The 23,778-nt window shown below is 34.6% G+C and carries 22 protein-coding genes and 1 other RNA gene; 3 read left to right on the forward strand and 20 right to left on the reverse strand.

Annotation, left to right across the window (positions count from 1 at the left end):
• Positions 1–79: 79 nt before the first annotated feature.
• The 3 genes from AR685_RS01620 to atpD all read right to left on the reverse strand — a co-directional run bounded on the left by AR685_RS01620 (position 80) and on the right by atpD (position 2,867).
• The gene (locus tag AR685_RS01620) at positions 80–910 is read right to left on the reverse strand and encodes a hypothetical protein (protein WP_059123527.1); all 831 of its coding nucleotides are present in this window, start codon (positions 908–910) and stop codon (positions 80–82) included.
• A 77-nt stretch (positions 911–987) separates the two neighbouring features.
• Positions 988–1,269, reverse strand: coding sequence for a FoF1 ATP synthase subunit delta/epsilon (locus AR685_RS01625; protein WP_047444118.1), 282 nt, complete (start codon positions 1,267–1,269; stop codon positions 988–990).
• Positions 1,270–1,358: 89 nt separating this feature from the next.
• Positions 1,359–2,867, reverse strand: a complete 1,509-nt coding sequence (gene atpD, locus AR685_RS01630) for a F0F1 ATP synthase subunit beta (RefSeq protein ID WP_047444119.1) — start codon at positions 2,865–2,867, stop codon at positions 1,359–1,361.
• A 229-nt stretch (positions 2,868–3,096) separates the two neighbouring features.
• On the opposite strand from atpD, the gene AR685_RS01635 reads away from it, so the two are divergent.
• Positions 3,097–4,017, forward strand: coding sequence for a bifunctional riboflavin kinase/FAD synthetase (locus AR685_RS01635; RefSeq protein WP_059123528.1), 921 nt, complete (start codon positions 3,097–3,099; stop codon positions 4,015–4,017).
• A gap of 41 nt (positions 4,018–4,058) precedes the next feature.
• Here AR685_RS01635 and AR685_RS01640 read toward each other — a convergent pair whose 3' ends face one another.
• Both AR685_RS01640 and AR685_RS01645 read right to left on the reverse strand, forming a co-directional pair.
• Entirely contained in the window at positions 4,059–7,808 is a 3,750-nt protein-coding gene (locus tag AR685_RS01640) for a transglutaminase domain-containing protein (protein WP_059123529.1), read from the reverse strand.
• 15 nt (positions 7,809–7,823) lie between these two features.
• Complete coding sequence (locus AR685_RS01645; RefSeq protein ID WP_059123530.1) at positions 7,824–8,177, reverse strand: MmcQ/YjbR family DNA-binding protein; 354 nt, start codon at positions 8,175–8,177, stop codon at positions 7,824–7,826.
• 119 nt (positions 8,178–8,296) lie between these two features.
• Here AR685_RS01645 and AR685_RS01650 point away from each other — a divergent pair, with 119 nt between their 5' ends.
• Positions 8,297–8,953, forward strand: coding sequence for an NAD(P)H-binding protein (locus tag AR685_RS01650; protein ID WP_059123531.1), 657 nt, complete (start codon positions 8,297–8,299; stop codon positions 8,951–8,953).
• 109 nt (positions 8,954–9,062) lie between these two features.
• Here the strand turns inward: AR685_RS01650 and AR685_RS01655 are convergent, their stop codons facing one another.
• From AR685_RS01655 to AR685_RS01720, 14 genes are all read right to left on the reverse strand, one after another.
• The gene (locus AR685_RS01655) at positions 9,063–9,860 is read right to left on the reverse strand and encodes a tetratricopeptide repeat protein (protein ID WP_059123532.1); all 798 of its coding nucleotides are present in this window, start codon (positions 9,858–9,860) and stop codon (positions 9,063–9,065) included.
• A 62-nt stretch (positions 9,861–9,922) separates the two neighbouring features.
• Positions 9,923–10,501 (reverse strand): glutathione peroxidase, encoded by a 579-nt coding sequence (locus AR685_RS01660; protein ID WP_059123533.1) that lies wholly within the window; start codon positions 10,499–10,501, stop codon positions 9,923–9,925.
• Positions 10,502–10,537: 36 nt separating this feature from the next.
• Positions 10,538–11,200: a histidine kinase gene (locus AR685_RS01665; RefSeq protein ID WP_047444126.1), complete on the reverse strand. Its 663-nt coding sequence runs from the start codon at positions 11,198–11,200 to the stop codon at positions 10,538–10,540.
• A gap of 117 nt (positions 11,201–11,317) precedes the next feature.
• Positions 11,318–12,040 (reverse strand): 3-deoxy-manno-octulosonate cytidylyltransferase, encoded by a 723-nt coding sequence (kdsB, locus tag AR685_RS01670; RefSeq protein ID WP_059123534.1) that lies wholly within the window; start codon positions 12,038–12,040, stop codon positions 11,318–11,320.
• A 215-nt stretch (positions 12,041–12,255) separates the two neighbouring features.
• Positions 12,256–15,084: a VIT domain-containing protein gene (locus tag AR685_RS01675; RefSeq protein WP_082671875.1), complete on the reverse strand. Its 2,829-nt coding sequence runs from the start codon at positions 15,082–15,084 to the stop codon at positions 12,256–12,258.
• A 21-nt stretch (positions 15,085–15,105) separates the two neighbouring features.
• The gene (locus AR685_RS01680; RefSeq protein ID WP_059123536.1) at positions 15,106–15,609 is read right to left on the reverse strand and encodes a serine protease; all 504 of its coding nucleotides are present in this window, start codon (positions 15,607–15,609) and stop codon (positions 15,106–15,108) included.
• An 80-nt stretch (positions 15,610–15,689) separates the two neighbouring features.
• Positions 15,690–16,448, reverse strand: a complete 759-nt coding sequence (locus AR685_RS01685; RefSeq protein ID WP_059123537.1) for a hypothetical protein — start codon at positions 16,446–16,448, stop codon at positions 15,690–15,692.
• Positions 16,449–16,526: 78 nt separating this feature from the next.
• Positions 16,527–17,780 (reverse strand): pyridoxal phosphate-dependent aminotransferase, encoded by a 1,254-nt coding sequence (locus AR685_RS01690; protein WP_059123538.1) that lies wholly within the window; start codon positions 17,778–17,780, stop codon positions 16,527–16,529.
• Positions 17,781–17,856: 76 nt separating this feature from the next.
• On the reverse strand, positions 17,857–19,572 hold the full coding sequence (locus AR685_RS01695) for a phospho-sugar mutase (protein ID WP_059123539.1): 1,716 nt from the start codon (positions 19,570–19,572) through the stop codon (positions 17,857–17,859).
• Positions 19,573–19,596: 24 nt separating this feature from the next.
• Entirely contained in the window at positions 19,597–19,875 is a 279-nt protein-coding gene (locus AR685_RS01700; protein ID WP_131777583.1) for a hypothetical protein, read from the reverse strand.
• Positions 19,876–19,988: 113 nt separating this feature from the next.
• A complete protein-coding gene (locus tag AR685_RS01705) occupies positions 19,989–20,693 on the reverse strand; it encodes a GIN domain-containing protein (protein WP_059123540.1) in 705 nt (234 codons plus the stop codon).
• Positions 20,693–21,025: a hypothetical protein gene (locus AR685_RS01710; protein WP_059123541.1), complete on the reverse strand. Its 333-nt coding sequence runs from the start codon at positions 21,023–21,025 to the stop codon at positions 20,693–20,695. The genes AR685_RS01705 and AR685_RS01710 overlap by 1 nt, the downstream gene beginning before the upstream one ends.
• A gap of 56 nt (positions 21,026–21,081) precedes the next feature.
• Entirely contained in the window at positions 21,082–22,032 is a 951-nt protein-coding gene (locus AR685_RS01715; protein ID WP_059123542.1) for a glycosyltransferase family 2 protein, read from the reverse strand.
• 17 nt (positions 22,033–22,049) lie between these two features.
• Positions 22,050–22,643, reverse strand: a complete 594-nt coding sequence (locus AR685_RS01720) for a DUF4199 domain-containing protein (protein ID WP_059123543.1) — start codon at positions 22,641–22,643, stop codon at positions 22,050–22,052.
• Positions 22,644–22,775: 132 nt separating this feature from the next.
• On the opposite strand from AR685_RS01720, the gene ffs reads away from it, so the two are divergent.
• An RNA gene (gene ffs / locus AR685_RS01725) (signal recognition particle sRNA small type) lies at positions 22,776–22,873 on the forward strand.
• A 68-nt stretch (positions 22,874–22,941) separates the two neighbouring features.
• Here the strand turns inward: ffs and AR685_RS01730 are convergent.
• Entirely contained in the window at positions 22,942–23,628 is a 687-nt protein-coding gene (locus AR685_RS01730) for a metal-dependent hydrolase (RefSeq protein WP_059123544.1), read from the reverse strand.
• Positions 23,629–23,778 lie beyond the last annotated feature (150 nt).

Below are 23,778 nucleotides of genomic sequence, written 5' to 3' on the forward strand. Positions count from 1 at the left end.
TATTTTTTTAAACGGCCTTCCTTCGACAAGCTCACGATGAGCCAATGAAATCTCATTCTACCGTTTCGTTTTAGAGAATTTATTTTTTATCTTTTTCAACTCCATCTCTCACAATATCTCCCACAATTACTTTTTCCTGAATTTTTATAAAATTAGGATCCAGAATCGCCATACGTTCAGCAATTGCTTTATATGTTGGATATTTCAGAATAGAAGCTCTTCCTGACATTTCTCTATACAGCGTAAAAGTTTTTCCGCCTGCAGTTTTGATTTGTTTTGTTGTTGTAATGTACTTTCCGATATATTTACTTTTTGCATCATAAATTTCAATGTCCACAAAATTTTTATCGGTCACTCTGTCATCTGAGCCAAAGCTTACGGGTAAATTAGTAAAATATCCCACTGGAACACCATTGCTCAGAATCTCACCAACACTATTGACTTCAAGATTTAATTTATCAATTTTTGTTCGGATGGTGTATGCTTCTTTGGTTTTATTATCTAATTTTCGCTTAGGCATATTTTTAAAAAGATCATCCAGATTCTTAATATTGATACCTCTTTCATCAATAATTTTCAGTCCTTTAATGCAAGTATAGACCGCAGATTTTTCTTCGCCCGAAAATGCAGAAGGTGAAATGTAATCTAAATCTAAGGTTTTCTCACGGTTATACACCCTATTAATTTTCACATAACTATCTCGCACTGAATCCACTATGCTTTTATCAACAAATTCAACAGTGAAAATCGGGGTTTCCTTTAAATCCATAAATGTATATTCGTTGGATTTATTGGCAATTTTGGCTACGTGAGTTCCGTCGAGACTTACAATTCCTCTTTTGGTTTTGATAATTTGAGCATTGCATATAAAACTCAGAACTGTAAAGAATAAGATTAAACTTTTCTGCATGAATCAGATTTTATAAAGCATAAAAAAAGTGTAACAAAGTTACACTTTCTTGAAAATATATTTAGCTTATAATTTAATTATTCGCAAAGGATAATTCCTTTATCATTATTAAATTCTATCACACCGCTTTTTATAGGATAAGAAAAAACAGAGTCTTTTTCATTTTCCTTGGTAAAGTTTTTAGCAAAAGCTTCGTTGATAGATTTTGCATATAATTTTACTTTACCGCCAACTAATGAAGAAACGATTCCTGCGTGGTTTTTCATGATGTGGAATTCACCATTTTTCCCAGGCAACAATACTGAGTCTACCTCTCCTTCAAAAACTACGTATTCTGGTGTTAAAATTTTTATATTCATTTTAATTTAGATTTAAAGATTTCAGAATTCAGATTTCAGACATAAAAGTCTCATGTCTAGAATCTGACATCTTGTGTCTAATTAATTTATTATGCGTTGTCCGCTAACATTTTTTGTCCAGCTTCGATTGCTTCTTCGATAGTTCCTTTCAAGTTGAAAGCAGCTTCCGGTAAGTGATCTAATTCACCGTCCATAATCATGGTAAATCCTTTGATGGTATCTTTGATGTCTACCAATGATCCCGGAATACCTGTAAACTGTTCTGCAACGTGGAAAGGCTGAGACAAGAATCTCTGAACTTTTCTAGCTCTGTAAACTACAGATTTATCTTCTTCAGAAAGTTCTTCCATACCTAAGATTGCGATGATATCCTGAAGAGCTTTGTATCTCTGAAGAATCTCTTTCACTCTCTGAGCACAGTTATAATGTTCTTCACCGATAATTTCCGGAGCCAAGATTCTTGACGTAGAAGCCAACGGATCTACTGCCGGGTAAATACCTAATGAAGCAATTTTTCTGTCTAGTACAGTTGTTGCATCTAAGTGAGCAAACGTTGTAGCAGGAGCCGGGTCAGTTAAATCATCCGCAGGTACGTAAACCGCCTGTACTGAAGTAATTGAACCATTTTTAGTTGAAGTAATTCTTTCCTGCATCGCACCCATTTCAGATGCCAATGTTGGTTGGTAACCTACCGCAGAAGGCATACGACCTAATAGTGCAGATACCTCAGAACCAGCCTGTGTAAAACGGAAGATGTTGTCTACGAAAAACAATACATCTCTACCTTGTCCGCTTTCACCACCGTCTCTGTAGTACTCAGCTAATGTAAGACCAGAAAGTGCTACTCTAGCTCTTGCTCCTGGCGGCTCATTCATCTGTCCAAAAACGAATGCAGCTTTTGAATCTTTCATAACCTCTAGGTCAACTTTAGAAAGATCCCAACCACCGTTTTCCATAGAGTGCATAAAGTCATCACCGTATTTAATAATACCTGATTCTAACATCTCTCTCAAAAGGTCATTTCCTTCTCTCGTTCTTTCACCTACTCCGGCAAAAACAGAAAGACCACCGTGCCCTTTTGCAATATTGTTAATCAACTCCTGAATCAATACTGTTTTACCTACACCAGCACCACCGAACAATCCAATTTTACCTCCCTTTGCGTAAGGCTCAACTAAGTCGATTACTTTAATACCTGTGAATAAAACTTCTGCAGAAGTTGAAAGTTGATCAAATTTCGGAGCTGGTCTGTGAATTGGAAGACCACCTTCTTTAGAAATATTTTGAAGCCCATCGATAGCATCCCCAACAACGTTGAATAGTCTTCCGTTTACAGCTTCACCGATCGGCATCATAATAGGATTACCATATCCTATAACTTCCTGCCCTCTTTGAAGACCGTCTGTAGCATCCATTGCGATACATCTTACTGTATCTTCACCAATATGTTGTTCTACCTCTAAGACTACTTTTTCACCGTTCCCTTTGATAATCTCTAACGCATCATAAATACTTGGAATTGCTTCCACATTATTAAAAACTACGTCGATTACAGGACCAATAATTTGAGAAATTTTTCCTTTAATTTGGTTTGCCATTGCTAAATTTTTTCTTGGTGCAAATATAATGAATCTTCACAAACCTGCAATTGCTAAAAAAAAGATTTTTATCATGCTTTTTTAAACAATGTAGCAATACAACAATCTACCAACTTACCAATAATGACTCCTTAAAATCAGTAATTTTAATGCTAAATTATTACATTGATAAATTGTTACATTAATAATGTTACATTATACTTATATTTGCACTCAAAATTTTTCCGTTTTGAATATTTTCAAAAATTTTAAAGATTACCACTCAGAAAAGCCTTTAGCATTGTCTCTAGGCATGTTTGACGGAGTTCATCTTGGCCATAAATATATTATCGACGAGCTGAAGAAGGTGGGTTCTGAGAATAATCTAGAAACGGCAATCCTTACTTTTTGGCCGCATCCGAGGTTTGTTTTTAATCCAAATGAAGATTTAAAACTTCTCAATACCATTGAGGAAAAGAAATTTCGGATGGAAAAATACAGTATCCACAATTTATTTGTAAAAGAATTTGATGATGAATTCAGAAACCTTACCGGAGAAGAATTCGTCCGTCAGATTTTAGTTGAGAAATTAAATGTAAAATATTTAATTATCGGTTATGACCATTCATTCGGTAAAAATAAAAGCGGAAATTTTGAATTGCTTCAAAAACTCTCAACAGAGCTTGATTTTGAGGTCGAACAAATGGAAGCGATCAACATTCACGAGAATAATATCAGTTCTACAAAGATCAGAAATGCCCTTTTAGCCGGAAATATAAAAGAAGCCAACGAAATGCTGGGTTACTCCTACTCGATTTCCGGAACGGTGGTTCATGGGAAGAAACTAGGCAGAACGATTGGTTATCCAACGGCTAATATTTCAACTGATTCAATCAAGCTGCTACCCAAAAAAGGAGCCTACATTGTTGAAGTTTTTGTAAAAGATCAGCAGTACAAAGGAATGTTGAGTGTGGGAACCAATCCTACAGTGAACGGAGAAAAACTAACTGTTGAAGTTTATATTCTCGATTTTAACGGAGATCTTTACGATGAAACAATTACTGTGAAATTCAGAGATTTTCTGCATGAGGAAATTAAATTTGAAGGTTTAGAAAAACTCGTTGAAAAACTGGATGAAGATAAAAGATTAACTGAAGAATTTCAGTTTTAGAAAATAAAAAAATGCTTACAGATTCTGTAAGCATTTTCGTTTTATTTGTAACCTAATATTTGATTTTCTGAATTAATTGCGTCTTCCACAAACTTCTTAAATTCAGGATACTGTTCTTTTTTAATATTATCCCAAGGAGTGTTCGCAGTTCTGGTAATTTTTAACTTATTATTTTTCTGCAAATCATAATTAATGGTATATCTGAAGTTTTGATAAGCCAGCGTTTTATTCTCAGGAATCTCAATAAACTTCATAGTTTCCGGAATATTCAGATATACTTCTTCATTATATTCATTCTGTTTCTCATATTTCGTATACAGAATGTCAGTATTTCGATTCTCGGTAGCAACAATACTTTTGGTGAAAGGCTTCGTCACAAAAGGAATTTTCATGATTTTCAAGCTTCCTACAGATTGCGGTTTATCGTTAATATTAAACTGAACTTCGTACGCAAGTGGTTTGGCAGAAAGATCTTTTCCTTCAATTAATTTCACCGATTTTACATTGATGACTTTATCTAGAATAGACCCAAATTCTTCCTCTACATTTTTCTTTCTGTAATCATCCGTCTGCTCATCCTGAAAGAAATTGTTGTAATAACTCTTGGTTTCCCCCATCACATACTGTTTCGTGAAAAAATTCTGATCATCACCATTGATATTCACTTCGCTGACGGTTTTAAATAGGTTTTTGGTATTGTTTTCTGTAGAAATTTCAATTAAATCTTTATGACTCGCTCCAGACTTTTCAATGTCTACAAGAAGTGCTTTTGCCTTATAATTGGTTAATACTGCAGAATTGAAAGGTAAATATTTATCTGTCATTTCCAGATAACTTTCTTTTCCGTCGAGCTTCACTTTTACGATGCAGTGATTGAAGCTCAGGTTCGGAAGAAGCAGTCTTTGCGGTGAGTTGTTATTGGTTTGTACAAGAACCAAATTAGATTTCAAGCCAGCCTGATTTCCTAAAATAACAAAAAGCGTAGATAAATCTTTGCAATCTCCCAGTTTAGTAACCAAAGTTTTGGAAGGCTTCTGAGGAATCTGACCACTCTGACGGAAATCCAGCGAACTGTATGTTACATTTTTTTCAATATAGTTATAGATCTTTTCAGCTTTTTCTGTTTCATTCATGCTGGCAAAGCCATTAGGGAAAATTTCTTTGAAAGCTTTATCCACTATTTTATCGGAGACCATACTTTTTCTGGCAACATCGGCATACCAGTTTGAAATTTCGTTCCAAGTTTTTATGGAGTTCGCAGTTACAGAAATTGTAGCATCATAATAGCTTGGTCCATAGTTTTCATCAAGATTAATTTCTGCTAAATCATTAAGCTTCCAGGTCTGAGATACTTTGTTTCCTACTTTTTTCTTTGTTGATACTACTTCTCGGTTCAGACTTTTTACCTGATAATCCATATTCTCCGGGGTGATAACGGTAAATATTGATTCTGTTACCGGATATTCTGAGTTGAAATAGGAGCTCACATTAAAATCTTTATTAAATCTCCCATTATTACGCTCTATATTTTCTTTCTGAATAAGCACGACGTCACCAACCGCAAGATTGGTAAAGACAATTTGATCTTCAGACTTTTCCCCAGGAATGATACTTCCGTTTGATTTAATGATTTCAGATTTCAGAACTTTGTCGTAATAATTGATGTAATATTCTTTTATCTCCTCAATACCTTTATCAGAAGTAATTTCATACACATAGGTACTTCTTTTCTTGATTCCTCCTTCCGGGTAAACATCCACAATATATTCGTCAAGTAAAGTGGTAACTCCTTTTTTACCTTTTCCACCTTTGTTTCTACGCTCCGCAACCAATTTATATAAATCTTTAATGGCGACCTGATCAATGGCGTCCGGCGTATTGTCGAGATCGCGTATCAACTGGTGCATCTGATCATTTTGTGTGTTGTGCGAAAGAGACAACTTTGCAAATTTTATAGCTTCAGCTTTTTTATTTTGCTTCGCAAGAATTTCTGCCTTTGCAGCCAGCAAAGTATATGAGTATGGGAAATTTCCTAATGCATTATCTAATTCCTGCATTACTTCTGGATTTTGTACGTCATCATCAATCAGAGCAACATATTGGCTTCTCAAAGAATTAATAGATGGATAAAGCTCCAGATACTTTTTAAGTAGTTTTTTTTGATCTTCAATTCTGTTTGCTTTTTCATAATAGGCATACAGCATATTCATCACTTCGGGACTGTTTTTTACAGCTAAAGCATCTTCGAATTTTTTAATAGTAGAACTTTGATCTTTTTTCTCAGAATCTTCAAGTACAGTAAATACTGAAAAAAGTTTTTCGTTATTGGCAAAACTCTTTTTAAGATTTGTGATATGTTTCTGTGCGGTCACCATATCTCGATTTCTCATGGCGATAACCACATCAAAAAACTCGGCCATGCTTTTAGCCTTGGTTTTACTAAGAATGCCTTTATATTTTTCAATATCCTGAATCGGTGTATTTTCATACATATCACGATCCATCATTTTCAGGAAAGGAATAAGGAAATACTCAGCATCATCAAGTTCAATATTTTTGAATATTTCTGCTACTTTTTCAGAATCATCGAGATTATCGTAATACCTTATGAGCAACCCTTGAACAAATGAAGATTTGGGGTATGTTTTTACAAAACCGTCGATCAGCTCTTTAGCCTGTTCGTTTTGAGAGTTGTTTAAATATCCTGAAGCTAAAAGATATTTATAAAAGAAGCTTTTAGGATTCGCTTTTATTTCATCCTTAAGAAAAGCTTCAAAACGCAATGGTAATTCTTTGGGTTGAAGCTGGCTCAATGTTGACTTTTGATAATCTTGATAAACATCAAAATATTTCAGATCTGAAATTTTCTGATACTGACTATTCATTGGAACGACCATAAATGCATTCTTGGTATCCTTTGCATCAAATTTAAACAGAAGCCTGTTCATTCCCTTGGGCAGATTGACTTCTACAATATGTGATCCAAGGTTGGTATACCCTTCGCTGGTACTCGATAAAATTTCTGTATCATTTAAGAACAATCTGAACTCAGAGTTTGTATCCACTTCCAGAAACATTCTTCTTTCTACAGGATTTTCGATAAAGGATTGTGAGTAAACAATTCCTCTTCCATATTCCAGCTCGTTCATAAAGAATTCAAAACCGTCATTGGATGGGAATTTTCTGTTGTACCAGCCTACATTTCCAAAACTGTCTGCATTGAAAAGTTTATCGTTTTTGGCATAACGCTCAGGTTCGTACTCATTATAAAGTCCGCTGCCATTCAGGTTTTCAAAAACACCGGCAAATTGCCATTTATCAATTCGTCCAATTTTTTTGATGCTGTTATCAGCTTTTTCGTACCTGTTGCGTATCCTGTCTAATGTAGCTTTTACTTCTAAAACCGTTGTCATATCACTGTAAACAGGTGCATCTGCAAGAAGATCCGTGCGAGAATAAGAATAGTCATCGAAAGACGCATCACTTTCACCAAAAACAAATTTTCTGTGCGAAATCGGATAAAAATACGCTTCTTCTGGATTGAGTGTGATAAGGTTTTTTATAAATGAATCATCAAACACAATTTCCCCCATTTCTTCATCGATAACGGCGTCCAGAAAAAGGTTTTCAAAATCTTTAAGCTGATCTTTCTTCAGATTTTTGTCGTAAAAATTTCTGGCATCCAATCTCTTATTTTCGAGTAGAAGTTCCCAGGTTTTCGTCTGCTCTTTGGTCTGCGCAAATGCATTCACAGACAGAAAGAAGACTGCAGAAATAAATATTTTCCTCATATTTTATATTTCTTTTTAAGAATTAATGATGGCATTTTGAATTTTCTTGGTTAGAGATTTAAAAACAAGATCATAAGAATCATCAATAAGTTGAAGAATGAGTTCTTTTTTCAGACCATCCAGAGAAACAGAATTCCAATGAGTTTTGTTCATGTGGTAAGCTCCCGTGATTTGCGGATGCTGTTCACGAAGTTCTGCACTCCATTCTGGATCAGTTTTTACCGCAATCGTTAAAGGCTGTTTGTCTAATGACATAAGCAGAAACATTTTTGCTCCCACTTTCATGACCAACGTTTCCTTGTCAAAAGGGAATGTTTCTGTCACGCCTTTTTGAGCCAGGCAATAGTCTAAAATTTCGTTCGCATCCATGAATAATTGAGTAAAAAATGATTGGTAATGATTAATTAATAATTTTTTAACCTTTGGTCTAAAATTAGTAAATTTAATGGAGAAAATTATATATCTCACATCATCAAATCAAAATTATTATGAAAGCTTTGGTCATCGGTGCAACAGGCGCTACAGGAAAAGATTTGGTTAAACAGTTATTAAATGACAAAGACTTTGAGCAGGTAGACGTTTTTGTAAGAAAACCGTTAAACATAGAAAACAAAAAATTAAATACTCATGTGGTCGATTTCGAGAGACCTGAAGACTGGAAAGATGCTGTAAAAGGTGACGTTGCTTTTTCATGTCTAGGAACGACCTTAAAAGATGCGGGAAGCAAAGAAGCCCAAAGAAAAGTTGATTACGATTATCAATTTCAGTTTGCAAAAGTGGCCAAAGAGAACAATGTTGAAGATTATATTTTAGTCTCGGCTTACGGAGCTAATCCGCAGTCTAAAATTTTCTATTCTAAAATGAAGGGTGAGCTGGAGGATGCCGTGAGAAAACTTCATTTTAATAAAATCACCATTTTCAAACCTGGAATGCTCGAAAGAAAAGATTCTGAAAGATCAGGTGAAGTTTTGGGAAGCAGAATCATCAAATTTGCCAACAAACTTGGTCTTTTCGAAAGCCAAAAACCTTTGCCTACAGATATTTTAGCGAAAGCAATGATTAATTCAAGCAAAATAAAAAGTAACGGTTACTCGAGTATTAAACTGGGGAATATTTTTGGTTTTGCGGAGAAAACTAATGAATAGTTAAGCGGTAAACCCGGTAAAAAGATTCGTAAGTTCAGATTGCTGTAAAACAAGTCCTTTGCCGGCAATCTTTGTTGGGCACGGTCTGTCAATGAATTTTAAAATATTATTATGAAAAATATTCTTTTAGTTTATTTTTCAAATCGTCAGGAATCGTATTTTTATTTTTTATTTTATCGTAATTCTTTTTAGCTTTATTTTTTAACTTTTCATCATTGGTTTCTACTGCAACTTTCATCTGCGTCAAAACATAGGTTGCTAAATAACCCTCATCTTTTTTATACGTTGAGAAAACATCATCTAAGTAAGGCAATGCTGTCTTATACTCTTCTTTAAAAGTATACAAAATTCCGAAGAGATATTTAACATCGGTTTTAACACCACCTTGATTCTGATACAATTTTTCTGCGGTCTTCAAGTTGCTGAGTCCGTTATCAAAATCACCAATGACGATCGCCGTATTTGCAATTCCATAATAACCTTCTGGGTTTTCAGGAAAATGGGTTATCATCTGCTGGTATTTTTTACGCGATAAATCCACAGCGCCCAACCGAAATGCAGAAACAGCTAAATTCATTTTGAAAATTGGTGCTTTGTTCTGCGCTAAACTGTCTGCCATGTAGTACATCGTGACCGCTTCCTTCTGCATATCCTGAAGTCTGAAAAGATATCCTGCCATAAAATAGGCATCACAGTATTCCTTGTCTTCTTCAATAGTTTTCATCAGCATCTTTGTTGCACCCGCATAATATTTCGGAAACTGCAAGGCTAAAATTGCCGCATCAAACTGTTTTTTAGATTCCGCTTTCTTTGGAGTGCAATAATTTGTCTTTCCTAAAAAATAAGGATCCTGCGAAAAAGCACTCACAGAAAAGACAAAAAACAAAATGGTCAGTAGTTTTTTCATATTTAAAAATAAAAAAGTGGATTAAAAAATCCACTTTATAAATGTAATCAATTATTTTAGATCTACTTCAAATATTTCGTAATCGCCTCATCAGTAGGTTTAGTAGTACTGATAAATGAATCTACTAACTTACCATTTTCATCCACCAAAAATTTAGTGAAATTCCAAAGGATGCTAGTGTTTTTTACTCCGTTGAGTTCTTTTTCAGTCAGATATTTGAAAATCGGTGCCGTGTCATCACCTTTTACAGAAACTTTTGCTGCTAAAGGAAATGTTACACCAAAATTCTTCTGACAAAATGCTCCGATTTCAACGTTTGAACCAGGCTCCTGCCCTCCAAAATTGTTGGCAGGAAATCCTATCACAACCAATTTGTCTTTATATTCGTTTGATAATTTTTCAAGGTCAGCATATTGTGGTGTAAAACCACATTCTGACGCTGTATTCACAATAAGAATTTTCTTTCCCCTGAAGTCGGCAAAATTGATTTCTTTCCCTTCTTCAAGCGCTTCTACCTTGTAATCGTATATTGTTTTTCCCATAAGTTCTTTACTTTTAGCTTTAGAAACATCTGTCTTTTTCGGAGCACAGCTGTTGAAGAATGCTACGCAAGAAAGTAATATTAAAAAGATCTTTTTCATTTATTTTACAGCTCTGCTGCTATTTTCATTTAATTATTAAAACTTAAAAATATGGGCAGGAAATACTTTATTGATCTCCACTTTATTCAATAGGATCACATAGTCGCCATCTTTTTTTGCACTTGAAGATTCTATTCTGAAAGGCATTACTAAATTACCTACTTTTTTATAATCTGAATAGGTTAAACTTTCTTCTTTTTTGATTTCTTTCAGAAGCATAAAAGACTTGGTATCAAAATAATAGTAATTTTTATTTACATTTTTAGTTAATTCCACTTTGTGGCAGTAAATATCTCCTACTTTTTCTTTGCCTAAATATTTTGCCTCAAAACCTTTGTTCTCCCAATCGATAAAATCATTATCAAAACTTTCTGAAATATACTCCGGATAAACCTGAAGTTTATTGGTTGCATAATTCATTGCATATCCTTTATTTCCGTCGTATCCTTCGATTGCAGTATCTTTTCCGTTGATGGTCAGAACCGTTTTCGTTAAATTGGGTCTTTGTTGATAAATTTTAATTGGATATTCATCTTTAATTCCCAAGATTACCTTCCCTTGAAGTAAAACTGAATTCAGAAGCTTCCAACCTGTCAATCCTCCGGATAATTCGATGTTTTTATCAATGATTTCTTTAGCAGTCTGAGCAAAAGATAGTTGCGAAAATATAAGGACGAATACTGTAAGTAATTTCTTCATTCAATCAATTTTATCAAGTCAAATATAAGGTTTTTTTAATTTGAAAATTTTAAAATGAGGCAATTTGAAAATGGGAGCCTGCACATAATATTTACAAATTATCTAATCACCAAATTTTTAAATCAACTTTTTCGCCTTCTCCAAATCCTCCGGTGTATCAATTCCAACTCCAATAAAATTGGTTTCGATCAGCTTGATTTTCATACCATACTCCAGATAACGGATGCACTCTATTTTTTCTGAAATTTCCAAAGGTTTCATTTCCAATTTTGAAAATTGAAGCAACGCATGTTTTCTGAAAGCATAAACACCGATATGTTTAAAATAATCTACACCATAAGTAATTTCTCGGTGAAAGGGAATTACAGAACGACTAAAATACAAAGCAAAACCATTATTATCGGTAATCACTTTTACATTATTCGGATTCTCAATTTCTTCTTTTTCGTGAAGTTTTATTTTTAGTGAAGCTAAAGAAATTTCCTGATTATCATCTTCTTTAAAAACCTGAATCAATTGCTTTAAAGGTTCTAATTTTAAAAACGGTTCGTCACCCTGAACGTTAATCACAATATCACAATCAATATTCTGCACAGCTTCTGCTATTCGGTCGCTTCCGGTTTCGTGTTGTCCTGTCATTACTGCTTTTCCGCCATGATTTTGAATTTCATTAAAGATCAGTTCAGAATCTGTTGCTACAAAAACTTCATCAAAAAGTCCGGTTTCCACAACATTTTGGTAGGTCGTTGTAATGACTGTTTTTTCACCCAAAATCTGCATCAGCTTTCCGGGAAAACGGCTGGCTTCATAGCGCGCAGGAATGACAGCGATAATTTTCATTGTATTAATTTCTTTTTTTTCTAATTAATTTTGGTTGTTCAACGTCGAATCTCACGCAGCCCGACTTGAGCGGAGCTATTTTTGCCGAACATCGAGAAGGCAAAAAAGCGGGAGCGGAAGGCGGAAATAGCTGCCCAAAATAATTCTATTCAAAATAGTGAATAGAAATAAAAATTGCCGAAGTAAAAACTTTCGGCAATTTAGTATGATTTTAATTAAAATTCAAATTCTCCAATCAGAATTTGGCTGTCACTCTCCCTTTTATTTTCCTTTTGACTTTGGAAAACGGCAATTTTTCTTTCCTGTCTTCCGTCTGAATAATACAAATACACTTCAGCCATGACGGTCGTCGGCCCCGAAAGAATATTTTGTCTTTCACCAAAAAAATTGGTTTTGATTTTATATTTTCCTTTAACTGCTTTTTTCAGCAAAAACTGTTCTGGCCCAAAACCCTGAGTGAAATCGTTGCTCAGTCTCCCACCGATTGCCGTAGACTTGTGTTGATACGAGCAGTCTTCTCCTTTCGGATCGGTCACCCAGAGATCGATATCGGTGTTGTCTTTATTCCAGTTGATCACCACACGAATATCTACAGGCAAATCTGCTTTCAGACGGTCATCGATTTTGCTTCCGTCAACATTTTTATTTTGCTTCAGAATATTGTTGATTTCCATAATCAGGATTTCTTCAATTCCGTTGTCCCGCATCGAAATTTCATCTGTAAATTCCTGATACAATAGTGATTTGTAAATATTTAAGGCTTCCTGAGGTCTTTTGTTGTCAATTAATGCCAAAGCATGATCTCGGTGACTTTGTACATCAAAAGGTCGCCATTCAAGAATTTTTTGCGTAATCCACAATTCCTTATTGTAATGACCTCTCTGTTTTAAAAGATAATAAATGGTTTTGTACAATTCTTCATTTTCCAAATCCAGTTCAGCCAAAGTACTTAATACTTTTAAAGACAATTCTTTGTTTCCTTTTTTGAAAAGCAATTTAGAAATGTCAAAATAATAAGAAACCTGCTTCTCATGTTTTGAGCGGTTTTCCAGATATTTCTGATAAATCACATCCGCAGACTGCAAATTCTGAAAATCCTTCATGTATTCTGCGGTGCTTTCAACATCGACTAGAGTGATTTTTCCTTTTGGCTGGGATTCTCTTTCTTCCATTTTTGCCGAACTTGAACTTTCCATATTCATAACTCTATCGACTTGAGGTGCACGACTAGGTGAGGGTATTACATTAATTACATCTGATTGATTTGAAATTCTAGGATATTTTTTCTTTTCTGCGGGTTTAAAATCAGTATTCCACCAGGTTTTTAATTCTCTGGTTTTATCGAAAGCTTTAGATAAAAGATTTTTCCTTTCTTCTAAAACTCTTCCTTTATTCTGAGAAACAATTTTTTGATAATCAGCCAATAACTCCTGTGGCGGCGTAATTTTGTAGCGTACGTAATCGTTAATATCATCCAAAACAATCAAGCTCGTATTTTTACTTACAACCCCAAATTGTTCGCTGATATTTTTAATTTCCTGACGGTTTTGGGTAGAATTCAATTCCAATTCATTTATTTTTCTCTGTGCCCAAAACTGAGCAATCTGCCAATTTTCTAACTGTTGAGCATTTGAAAAATCGACAGGTGTTTCAAATTTTTCATTTCCGACTGAAAAAATCACAGTTAATTTTCCTGCATTTCCTGATGAAATTCCAAAAATATTAACCGGCTCACTGATGACCGAACCAATATTGGGAAATAGCTCCTGCATATTGGGGTTCTCTTTGAATCCTAAAAAACGAACGGGCAATCTTTTATACGTTTTTAAAGCAGCCTGAGTATCCAGTTCATTTAAATTAATAAAATTTCCACCCGATTGATTGGCCAATAATTTAAGCAGATTAAAATCTGAAGTCGGCATACTTGTAATACTGTTTAATGGCTTTTTAAATTTCATCGTTAAATCTCCAAAATTGGAAATTCCGTCCGAGAATAAAAGATATTCCTCTACTCCATTGATTTCTTTTAAAGCTCCAAAATCTGTTCCACCATCATATTTTAGATTGAGAATTCTATTTTTCAATTCGCTCCAGTTTCCCTGTGACACAGTGAATTCCTGAGCATTTTCAAAAGTATTATTCAGCAAAGAAAAAGAAACGAATACATTTTTATTGTCTGCGAAATATGCATCCAAAAACTGTAATTCCTTATCTCGGTTTCGTTTTGTACCGCTGAAAGAATTATCCCAGATAATCGCAATTTTCTGAGATTTTGGTTTTTCTTTTACCGGAAAATCCAACTCAATATTTGCAGCAAAATAGAATTTGTCACCTGAGGCTTTCTGTAAAACGACATTGGATGAATTTTGATTTTTAGGAATCGTTACTTTTAGACTTTCATTAGGTCTAAAATCAGTTTTATTAATTTCAGCGATCCACTGGTTTCCCTGTTTCTGAAAAGCAAAACTTCCATCAGGATTTTCTAAGATTTTAGGAACGTTTGCTGTTTCACTGATCCACACTCTCAGATTAAATTTCGGAATCGTCGTTGCATTCGCAAAGCTTAAAAAATACTGATAATCAGAAGCAACGTTTTTCAACTCCTGATGATAAGTAACCTGAATGGTTCTGCTGCCTTTTTCAGGCAAAGGATAAATCCTGGTTCTGAAATTATTTCCTTCCACTTTTTCTATGATTCCGGGGTCAACATTTCTTTTTTCGATACTTTCAAAAACTTCTTTTGCTCTTTCCTTCAGAACGGGAACTGCATTTCTCAGTTTTCCATTAATATCTAAAGCATAACCACTCACAGAAACACCTTCCGGAAGCGGAAAAGTAAGTATCCCTTCTAAAATTCTGTTACTCGGATTATAAAATGTGTAAGTTGCTATGGTCGTTGCTAGATTTCCTAAAATTTTGGTGTCAAATTTAGCTTCCTGAAGAATAACGGGATGTTTTTTTTCATTGCCAATTTCCAATGTCGGAATTTGCGAAAAAAAGGTTCCAAAAACCATTAATGCGCATAGATTAAAAATTTTATTCATATTAGATTGTGTTTATGATTCTTAATTAGGACTTACAACTGTTATTTCTGAAGCTAAAAATGGATATACAGAATTAATCTGTTTGGCAATAATCCCGAAATTATAGCCCTGCACCTGTTCAACACCGCTGAAATTTACAGCAATCAATTGTCCGCAATTGTTAAAAATCGGGGAACCGCTTGCGCCATGTGTTGAAGTGACACTGTACTGAATTTTTGTACCGTCAGATTCTTTACTAATCTGCCCATTGTACAACTGTACTTTAATTCCTGAAATGGTTTGCGCCAAATCTTCTCCTAAGGGATATCCAATCATCACCGCCTTTTCACCAGGACGTAAAGTCTTATCATCAGTAACTGCATTTTGCAGATCGATGATATTAACCACTGTATTCGGTGTTTCTTTACTTGTTAATTGCAAAACACCCAAATCAACCGATGGGTCTTCAGAGATTTTCTCAATGGTTGAAGGCAGCCATTCTTCAGCTGAATTGTGCACTGCCACAGAAATATCAACCGTTTTCATATACACTTCGATCTCATCTTCAGAAACGTAATCTTTTTGAGGAATTGAGGCAGCAATATCAACAGCTGCAGAGGTTGAATCTACTGTTGATTCATTTGAGCTAATGAATTCCTCCCCTTATTATCTGCATCACTTTCATCATGATATTCACCTTCACCATCATTAGAATACTCAGAAGATGCGCTTCCCCAATTTGATGCAATAAAAGTTTCGTAACCGTCTTCAGAAATATCTGTGGTTAAAATTGAGGCAATTTTTCTGCGAATATTTCCCGCATCAGTATTGATTTTATCAAGCATTTCCGGAGAATTCCAGGGTTGAAGAACATGGCTGTTGGAAATCATATTTCCCATTTTATCAACAAAAAAAGCCGTCCCGAAAAGAGTTTCTTCAGAAGCTTCAGGAATATTTAGCAGAACTTCTTTTCCTTTAATTTTTGCAACAAAAGCATAACGGTGTTTCACCATGACCACCGCATCTTTATAGGTATCATAGATCTTGGTGTCGGTATCTAAACACACATTTTCGACAACTGGTTCAACCTGATGATCTTTGTAATATTGGTATCCGAAATAAGAAGCTCCGCCTACCAGAATAATTCCACCTAAGCTGAAAAACGCAATTTTATATGGATTTCTTTTCGTTGTCTCGGTCACAGGCAAGCTTTCTTTTGGTCGCTGCCCTTCAGGTTCTTCTTGAATAAAACTGGAGTCATTTTCAGAAATTATATTTTCTGACTGAGAATTTTGCTTTTCTGAAAAATCATCAGAAGGAGAATTAATTTCCTGTTTTGAATTTTCATCCAACTGATCGTTGGTTTCGTTTTTTTCATCGTTCATTTTGTGTCAAGTTTTGGTTAAAAAAAAATGTTGATTCTAATAGAATCAACATTTATAAATTTAGAAAATATTTTTAAACTATTTCAGTTTATTTAAAGAATTTTCAAGCTTCGGCATCATTGCTTCGATTTCGCTGATGTCTAAACCTCCTACAGAAGCTCTGAACCAAGGCTCTGATTTTGCTTCACCAAATGCGGAGAACGGAACCAAAGCAACTCCTGCATCATTGATTAAATAAAATACCAAATCAGAAGAATTTTCAATAACTGTTCCGTCAGGCTTTGTTTTTCCAATGTAATCGATTTTGATGGTCAGGTACAATGCACCCATTGGTTCGATGCTTTCTACTGCCAACCCTTTGCCTTTTAATTCCTGAATTCCATTGTGCAGAACTTTTAAACTTGCTTCAAGTTTTCCTTTAAATTCTTCCACGAATGTATCAACATTCTCAGCATTTTCATAATATTTAGCCGTAGCTTCCTGCTCTGGTTTTGGTGCCCAAGCTCCAACGTGTGTAAGAAGTGCTTTCATCTTATCGATGATGTGTGAAGGACCAAAGCCCCAGCCAACACGTACTCCGGTTGCTGCTAAACATTTAGAAATTCCATCAATGTAGATTGTAAATTCTCTCATTTCCGGGAAAAGCGATACAGGATCAACGTGTTTTGCACCAAATGTAAGATTAGAATAAATCTGATCGTACATTAAATACAATGGCTTCTCATCTGCACCTCTTTTTTTATTTTCTTCCAAAACCATTTCGCAGACTTCTCTCAATTGAGCTTCCGTAAACATTGTTCCCGTAGGATTGAGAGGCGAACAAAGTGCCAATAAAACTGCTCCATTCAAATGAGGTCTTAATTCATCTGCTGTAGGAAGGAAATTATTTTCCGGTGTGGTTTTAACTTCAATTGCGTCAGCAGAAGTCAAATATGCATAATGATTGTTATTCCAAGATGGCGTTGGGTAAATCACTTTATCACCTTCGTCAACAATCACCTTGTAAACTGCATAAATCAACGGTCTAGAACCAGCCGTGATTAATACATCATTGACATTATAGTCAAGATTCCATCTTCTTTTAAGATCTTTAGAAACCTCTTTTCTTAAAGATAAAAGTCCGTTCGCAGGCGGATAATTTGTCAAATTATTCTGATACGCTTTCTGAATTTCTTCCTTCAACTGTGCCGGAATCGGATACAGGTTAGAATTCAGGTCGCCAATGGTAAGGTTGGCTATTTCTGCTCCTTTTGCCTTCAAATCGTTTACTTCATTACCAATTTTTACGATTTCAGAACCAATCAGGTTCGCCGCTAATTTTGAAACTTTCACTTTTTATTATTGTTAGATATTATATACTAGATACTGGATGTTAGATTTAAAAGTTGAAATCTAACATCCAGTTATTTTAATTTAACTGAAGATCTTTTCTTACTTCCTCTATTTTTTGTTCTAAAGATTTTAAAGTTGATTCAAAATCTTCTTTTGTGTCTAAATTTTGTTTTACAGAAACATAAAATTTAATTTTAGGTTCTGTGCCTGAAGGCCTTACACAAACTTTCGTTCCGTCCTGTGTATAGTAAATCAAAACATTTGATTTTGGAATATCATCCATCACAGTTTTTCGGTTTTCAGAAACTACCAAATTCGTTTGTTCTTTGAAATCTTTTACTTCTTCAACCGCTGAACCAGCCAATGATTTTGGAGGATTTTCACGGAAATTTTTCATCATATTCTGAATTTCTTCCGCTCCGTCTCTGCCTTTTTTAGTAATGTTGATCAAACCTTCATAATACATTCCTGTTTCCTGATAGATTTCAATCAAATATTCATACATCGTTCTTCCGTTGGCTTTGCACCAAGCTGCGATTTCGCAAGCTAAAACAATACTTCCACAAGAATCTTTATCTCGGACGAAATCTCCGGTCATAAACCCGAAACTTTCTTCTCCACCGCAAATGAATTTTTCCTGACCTTCAAAATCACGGATCATTTTCCCGATCCATTTGAAACCAGTCAATCCAACTTTACAGTCAACACCGAATTTTTCAGCAATGTCAAAGAAGATATCTGAAGTTACAATCGTAGATCCTACGAATTCTTTTCCAGTAATTTTACCCTGCTTTTTCCATTGGTCTAAAATGTAGTAGGTTAAAATGGAATTACACTGATTTCCATTCAATAACTGGATTTCTCCTTCCAGATTTCTCACAGCAATTCCCAATCTGTCGCCGTCCGGATCTGTTCCGATAACGATGTCTGCATTGGTGATCTTCGCTAAGTCCATTGCCATTTCCAATGCTGCAGGCTCTTCCGGATTAGGAGAATCTACCGTCGGGAAATTTCCACTCGGGATCATCTGTTCTTTAACCAAATCGATTTTCTTAAAACCTGCTTTTTCCAAAGCCTGAGGGACTGTGGTATATGTTGTTCCGTGGATTGATGTGAAGACGATATTCAGATTACCTTTTCCAACATCCTGATAGGTTGAATTTTCAATACATGCATCGATATATACTTCGTCCTGCTCCTCTCCGATCCACTCGATTAAATCATCATTTCCGTCAAATTTAATTTCCTCAAATTTTACAGAATATACTTCATTGATAATTGCTTCATCATGAGGCGGAACGATCTGTGCACCGTCATTCCAATATACTTTGTAGCCGTTGTATTCCGGTGGATTGTGAGAAGCCGTCAACACAATTCCTCCGTTACATTTTCTGTCACGAACTGTGAAAGACAATTCCGGAGTTGGTCTGTGGTTTTTAAATAAAAGAACTTTAATTCCGTTTGCTGTTAAAACATCTGCAACCAATTTTCCGAATTCTTTTGAGTTGTGACGAACATCATAAGCTATCGCAACACTAATTTCCTCACCTGGAAATTGCTGTAACATATAATTCGCAAGTCCCTGTGTAGCTTGACCTAACGTATATTTATTTAAACGGTTAGTTCCAACACCCATAATTCCACGCATTCCTCCTGTTCCAAACTCCAATTCTCTGTAAAAAGAGTCTTCAAGATCGGGAGAATTACTGTCGATTAATGTTTGAACAGCATCTTTCGTTTCTTTATCGAAGGTATCACTTAACCAAAGTTGTGCTTTTTCTAGTGTTGTCATATTTGTATTTGTAACTTTTATAGTTTAATTATTGCTTACTGCTGCAGGTATTGTACCTCCAACTGCACCTAGTGCAATTAAACCTGCAACGAGACCAATGGTTTTTCCTGTGCTTGGTCTTTTAATATTATCTATCGTAATTTTCTTAATTTGAATTTCCTTCTCACCCTGTTTCCCGATAATTAAATCATCATTCTGACTGTTGAATTGGAAGTGTCTAATTTTCTCTCCGGTCTTTGTTTCAACGATATAATTTGTACTTTCGTTTAAAACTGAATAATCATAATTATTTTTTGAGCTCACTTTTGTTGATACACAAGATATTAAACAAATTGCCATAAAAATTAAAACGGATAAAAATCTAGTCATTTTTATTTTATAAGTTATGAAATTCATGTTGAAGGTGAGTACATATATTATTGCAACTTTTTGTTCTCAACTCTGGTCGTCTTATCAACTTTAAAAGCTCTAATCGGATCATTATAATACAAAAACTTCGCAGTATTTTTTATGTTTCCTTTTAAGGTATCTTTTACATTAACTTCTGCATAATTTCCGTTTTTAGAATCAATATTTAAATTCACGATTTTCCAATACGGAGCTATTAAACTTGCTGTATCAGAGATCTTTATCACTGCGTCCTTTGTTTCGCCTAAAAAATTAGCACGGCTTCTGTTCAGCATTTCCACTTCTGCCCTTCTTGTGTTCACCGAACCCATAAAAGTAGCATTATTTTTTAAATTGAGTCTAAAATTATCGGTTTTAATTTCGCTCGAAATGTTCATTTCAACAGAATCTGAAAGCGAGACTTTTTCCAAATTGTATTTAGAATAAATCGTCACATTGTAGAAATCTACACCCTTTGTTCCTCTGCCTTCTTTGATAGAAAGTGTTTTTTCATCTACGTCAACATCCAGATTATCAGCAATATTCGGATAGGTTTCTATCTCAACAAAATTCTTTGGACCTCTTGCATAAAATACACGGAATTTTCCGTCTAAATCTAAATTGACAAATTCTTCAACATCAATTTCTTTTTTCTCTAAATTCCCTTTTGGAGATATTTTTCCGCAAGAAACTACAGCAGTGGAAAAAAGGATTATACAAGTAATTTTTTTCATTAGTTACTTTTTTTATAAAGCCAAGTATGAGGCTTACCTTCGTTATTCGTTAGAAGCAGATATTTATTTTCAACTATTGAATAATTAAATTTAATTGACTCGGAAAGATCAGAATATTGCATGATTACAGTACTATCTTTTAAAGAATAAGTACCACCATTATTATTTTTGCTTCCCAACGATGAAAAAGACAAATCATTTTTGAACTCTAATGTACCTGTTCCGTATTCCTTTTTGAAATTATTCAGCATTTTATCGTCGACTATTCTCCTTTTTCCATCATTAATACTTATAAATTGCCATTTGGCAGTTATCTGTTTATTGGTTTTCATTTCTGTACATGAAAACAAAAAGAAACTAAAAATAATAAGGCAAAACTTCATTCTATTTATATCACTTCATCAATATTATAATTCTTATGCTCTCTGTTCGTTCGGATAATCATTTCGCCCAAGAAGCCTGCAATGAAAAGCAAAGTTCCCATCAGCATCATTGTTAATGCAATAAAAAACCAAGGATTGTTGGTAATTAAATGTCCGTAAATTCCTCTTGCGACATCAATCAGTTTTGAAATTCCCAGCCAAAGTGCAGAAAGAAATCCTATGATAAACATCAATGTCCCCACTGCTCCGAAGAAATGCATAGGTCTTCCCCCGAAACGGCTTACAAACCAAAGTGTTACTAAATCTAAGAACCCTCGAACGAATCTTTCAGTTCCAAATTTTGATGTTCCGTAAGGTCTAGCCTGATGTGGTACTTCTTTTTCTGTAATTCTTCTGAAACCTGCATTAGCAGCCAAAACCGGTATATAACGGTGCATATCTCCATACACATCGATTGATTTTACAACCTGTTTTTTATACGCTTTCAGACCACAGTTGAAGTCATGCAAATACACTCCAGAAACTTTTCTTGCCGCAGCATTGAACAGTTTTGAAGGTACATTTTTTGTCATCACATTGTCAAAACGCTTCTTTTTCCAACCGGAAACGATGTCGTAATTGTCTTCAATTACCATTCTATACAGCTCAGGAATTTCTTCCGGAAAATCTTGTAAATCGGCATCCATGGTAATGATGACATCGCCATTTGTTCTTGCAAAAGCAGAGTGTAAAGCCTGAGATTTTCCGTAATTTTTGGAAAATTTTATTCCGTGAATCTGCGGATGCTGAACTTTTAAATTCTCAATAATGCTCCAAGACAAATCTGTACTTCCGTCGTCGATAAACCAAACTTCGTAAGATAATTTACTGGTTTTGCAAACGTTATCAATTCTTGTAAAAAGCTCTTCGAGAGATTCCTCCTCGTTCAGCAACGGAATAACTATAGATAAATTCATTTAATTTTAATAAAAAATTATTCTTCAATGATTTCTTCAGGCATTGTTTTCTTTCTGAAAAACGCCCCGAAAAATACTGACAAAACTACGTAAAATATAAGAATTGCGGCAAAATATCCTGAAAAATGACTAGCCGTCAACATATCTTTTCCTTTAACTGTTTTAGGATCAAATCTCTGAAGACCTTCCTGATATTTTTGCTCCAGCTCGTCAATGTCTTTCTGATGTTTCAAAATCTTTTTTGCTGACAAATATTCTTTGCCTAATTCTGATTTTTGTCTCTGTACATACTGATAATTCAGAAGGTCTTTTGCATCCGTATCAACGAAATTTAAAAAGGTAAAAATGCTTACAATGGATAAAATTCCACCTACAAACATCGGAACAAAAGCTCTTTTAAATGCTTCTCTGAAGCCCATTCTATACTTATTCCAACGAGACTTTACAGACCAAAATGCTGTTAAAGCATAAAATATCGGCAGAACGAAAGCATTGACTTTCAATGAAGTATCAAAATACTCAACACCGGAAAAGAGAAAATAAACTACAAAAAAGATCAACATTGTAGCTGCATAAAGTAAAATTCCTAAGGTTACTGGACTTTTCGTCATAATTCTAATTTTTGGAAAAATTCTTAAAAAATATCCATCTAAATTTCAGCGCATTAGCTTTAATAAAGGGATTATCTAAGATTTTTTCTGTAATAATATTTTTAAGTTTATAATAAATTCCTATCTTTGCAACGGCAAGTCCTAAACAACCAGCTCCTGAGAACCCTCCAGGGTGGGAACGCAGCAAAGGTAATTGGTCGTAGCGGTGTGATTTAGGTAGCTTGCCATTTTTTATTTTTATAAATTAAGAGATTAAGATGATTTTATTTAAATTACTTAATCTCTTAATTTTTTTTTGTTATATATCGAAACTTTCGCCAAGTTTTGGAAGAATCAATTCAACATTTTTTTCACTGAAATTTTTCACAGCATTCTCATGATCAATCTCAATTGCAGGAAAGGTATCAAAATGACATCCGATTACTTTTGGAGTTTTCAATAATTCTGCTGCTGCAAAAGCCGCTTTTCTTGAACACATAGTGTAATGACCTCCTATCGGAAGGATTGAAAGATCTAAATGACCATACAGGGCAGGAAACAACTGCATATCCGCCATTACTCCTGTGTCGCCAGCTAAATATACATTTTTACCTTCAGCAAGCCTGAAAATATAACCCGCAGGCACTCCACCATAACTTCCGTCAGGGAATGAACTTGTGTGATGAGCAGGAACCATAGAAATTTTAAGATCTCCAATTTTTGCAGATCCACCCAAGTTGACATCATCTTTGTTTTTAGCATCTTTGAAGTACGCACAGATTTCTGGCTGTCCGATAATGGTAGCTTCAGGATAATGCTGTAAAACCTCTCCTACATCAGCAATGTGATCGCCATGTGCGTGGGTGATCAAAATATAATCGATTTTCTGAGCCGAAATATCAAATCCAGATTCTGCTTTTTTGTAATTGTAAAAAGGGTCACAAAGAATTGTTATTTCATTATAGGTGAACAAAAAACAGTTTTGTCCCAAGTATTGTATTTTCATTTTAAATTTTATTTTTGAACTAATAACACGAAATTGTCGAATTAAAAAAGATCTGATACAACAATAAACATGTCGGTATTATGATTAACGTCTGGAGGATTAATAAATATTTTCTTGGTTTTACTTTTCTGTACAGAAAATAAAAACCTA

This window comes from Chryseobacterium sp. JAH (genome assembly GCF_001507335.1).
Taxonomy (GTDB): Bacteria; Bacteroidota; Bacteroidia; order Flavobacteriales; family Weeksellaceae; genus Chryseobacterium.

Coding starts and splice junctions, on each gene's coding strand:
- AR685_RS01705 (WP_059123540.1), bottom strand. CDS start 20,693: ATGAAAAAAATTACTTGTATAATCCTTTTTTCCACTGCTGTAGTTTCT.
- AR685_RS01650 (WP_059123531.1), top strand. CDS start 8,297: ATGAAAGCTTTGGTCATCGGTGCAACAGGCGCTACAGGAAAAGATTTG.
- kdsB (WP_059123534.1), bottom strand. CDS start 12,040: ATGAAAATTATCGCTGTCATTCCTGCGCGCTATGAAGCCAGCCGTTTT.
- AR685_RS01715 (WP_059123542.1), bottom strand. CDS start 22,032: ATGAATTTATCTATAGTTATTCCGTTGCTGAACGAGGAGGAATCTCTC.
- AR685_RS01655 (WP_059123532.1), bottom strand. CDS start 9,860: ATGAAAAAACTACTGACCATTTTGTTTTTTGTCTTTTCTGTGAGTGCT.
- AR685_RS01625 (WP_047444118.1), bottom strand. CDS start 1,269: ATGAATATAAAAATTTTAACACCAGAATACGTAGTTTTTGAAGGAGAG.
- AR685_RS01695 (WP_059123539.1), bottom strand. CDS start 19,572: ATGACAACACTAGAAAAAGCACAACTTTGGTTAAGTGATACCTTCGAT.
- AR685_RS01720 (WP_059123543.1), bottom strand. CDS start 22,643: ATGACGAAAAGTCCAGTAACCTTAGGAATTTTACTTTATGCAGCTACA.
- atpD (WP_047444119.1), bottom strand. CDS start 2,867: ATGGCAAACCAAATTAAAGGAAAAATTTCTCAAATTATTGGTCCTGTA.
- AR685_RS01660 (WP_059123533.1), bottom strand. CDS start 10,501: ATGAAAAAGATCTTTTTAATATTACTTTCTTGCGTAGCATTCTTCAAC.
- AR685_RS01685 (WP_059123537.1), bottom strand. CDS start 16,448: ATGAACGATGAAAAAAACGAAACCAACGATCAGTTGGATGAAAATTCA.
- AR685_RS01675 (WP_082671875.1), bottom strand. CDS start 15,084: ATGAATAAAATTTTTAATCTATGCGCATTAATGGTTTTTGGAACCTTT.
- AR685_RS01620 (WP_059123527.1), bottom strand. CDS start 910: ATGCAGAAAAGTTTAATCTTATTCTTTACAGTTCTGAGTTTTATATGC.
- AR685_RS01730 (WP_059123544.1), bottom strand. CDS start 23,628: ATGAAAATACAATACTTGGGACAAAACTGTTTTTTGTTCACCTATAAT.
- AR685_RS01645 (WP_059123530.1), bottom strand. CDS start 8,177: ATGGATGCGAACGAAATTTTAGACTATTGCCTGGCTCAAAAAGGCGTG.
- AR685_RS01680 (WP_059123536.1), bottom strand. CDS start 15,609: ATGAAAACGGTTGATATTTCTGTGGCAGTGCACAATTCAGCTGAAGAA.
- AR685_RS01640 (WP_059123529.1), bottom strand. CDS start 7,808: ATGAGGAAAATATTTATTTCTGCAGTCTTCTTTCTGTCTGTGAATGCA.
- AR685_RS01665 (WP_047444126.1), bottom strand. CDS start 11,200: ATGAAGAAATTACTTACAGTATTCGTCCTTATATTTTCGCAACTATCT.
- AR685_RS01710 (WP_059123541.1), bottom strand. CDS start 21,025: ATGAAAACCAATAAACAGATAACTGCCAAATGGCAATTTATAAGTATT.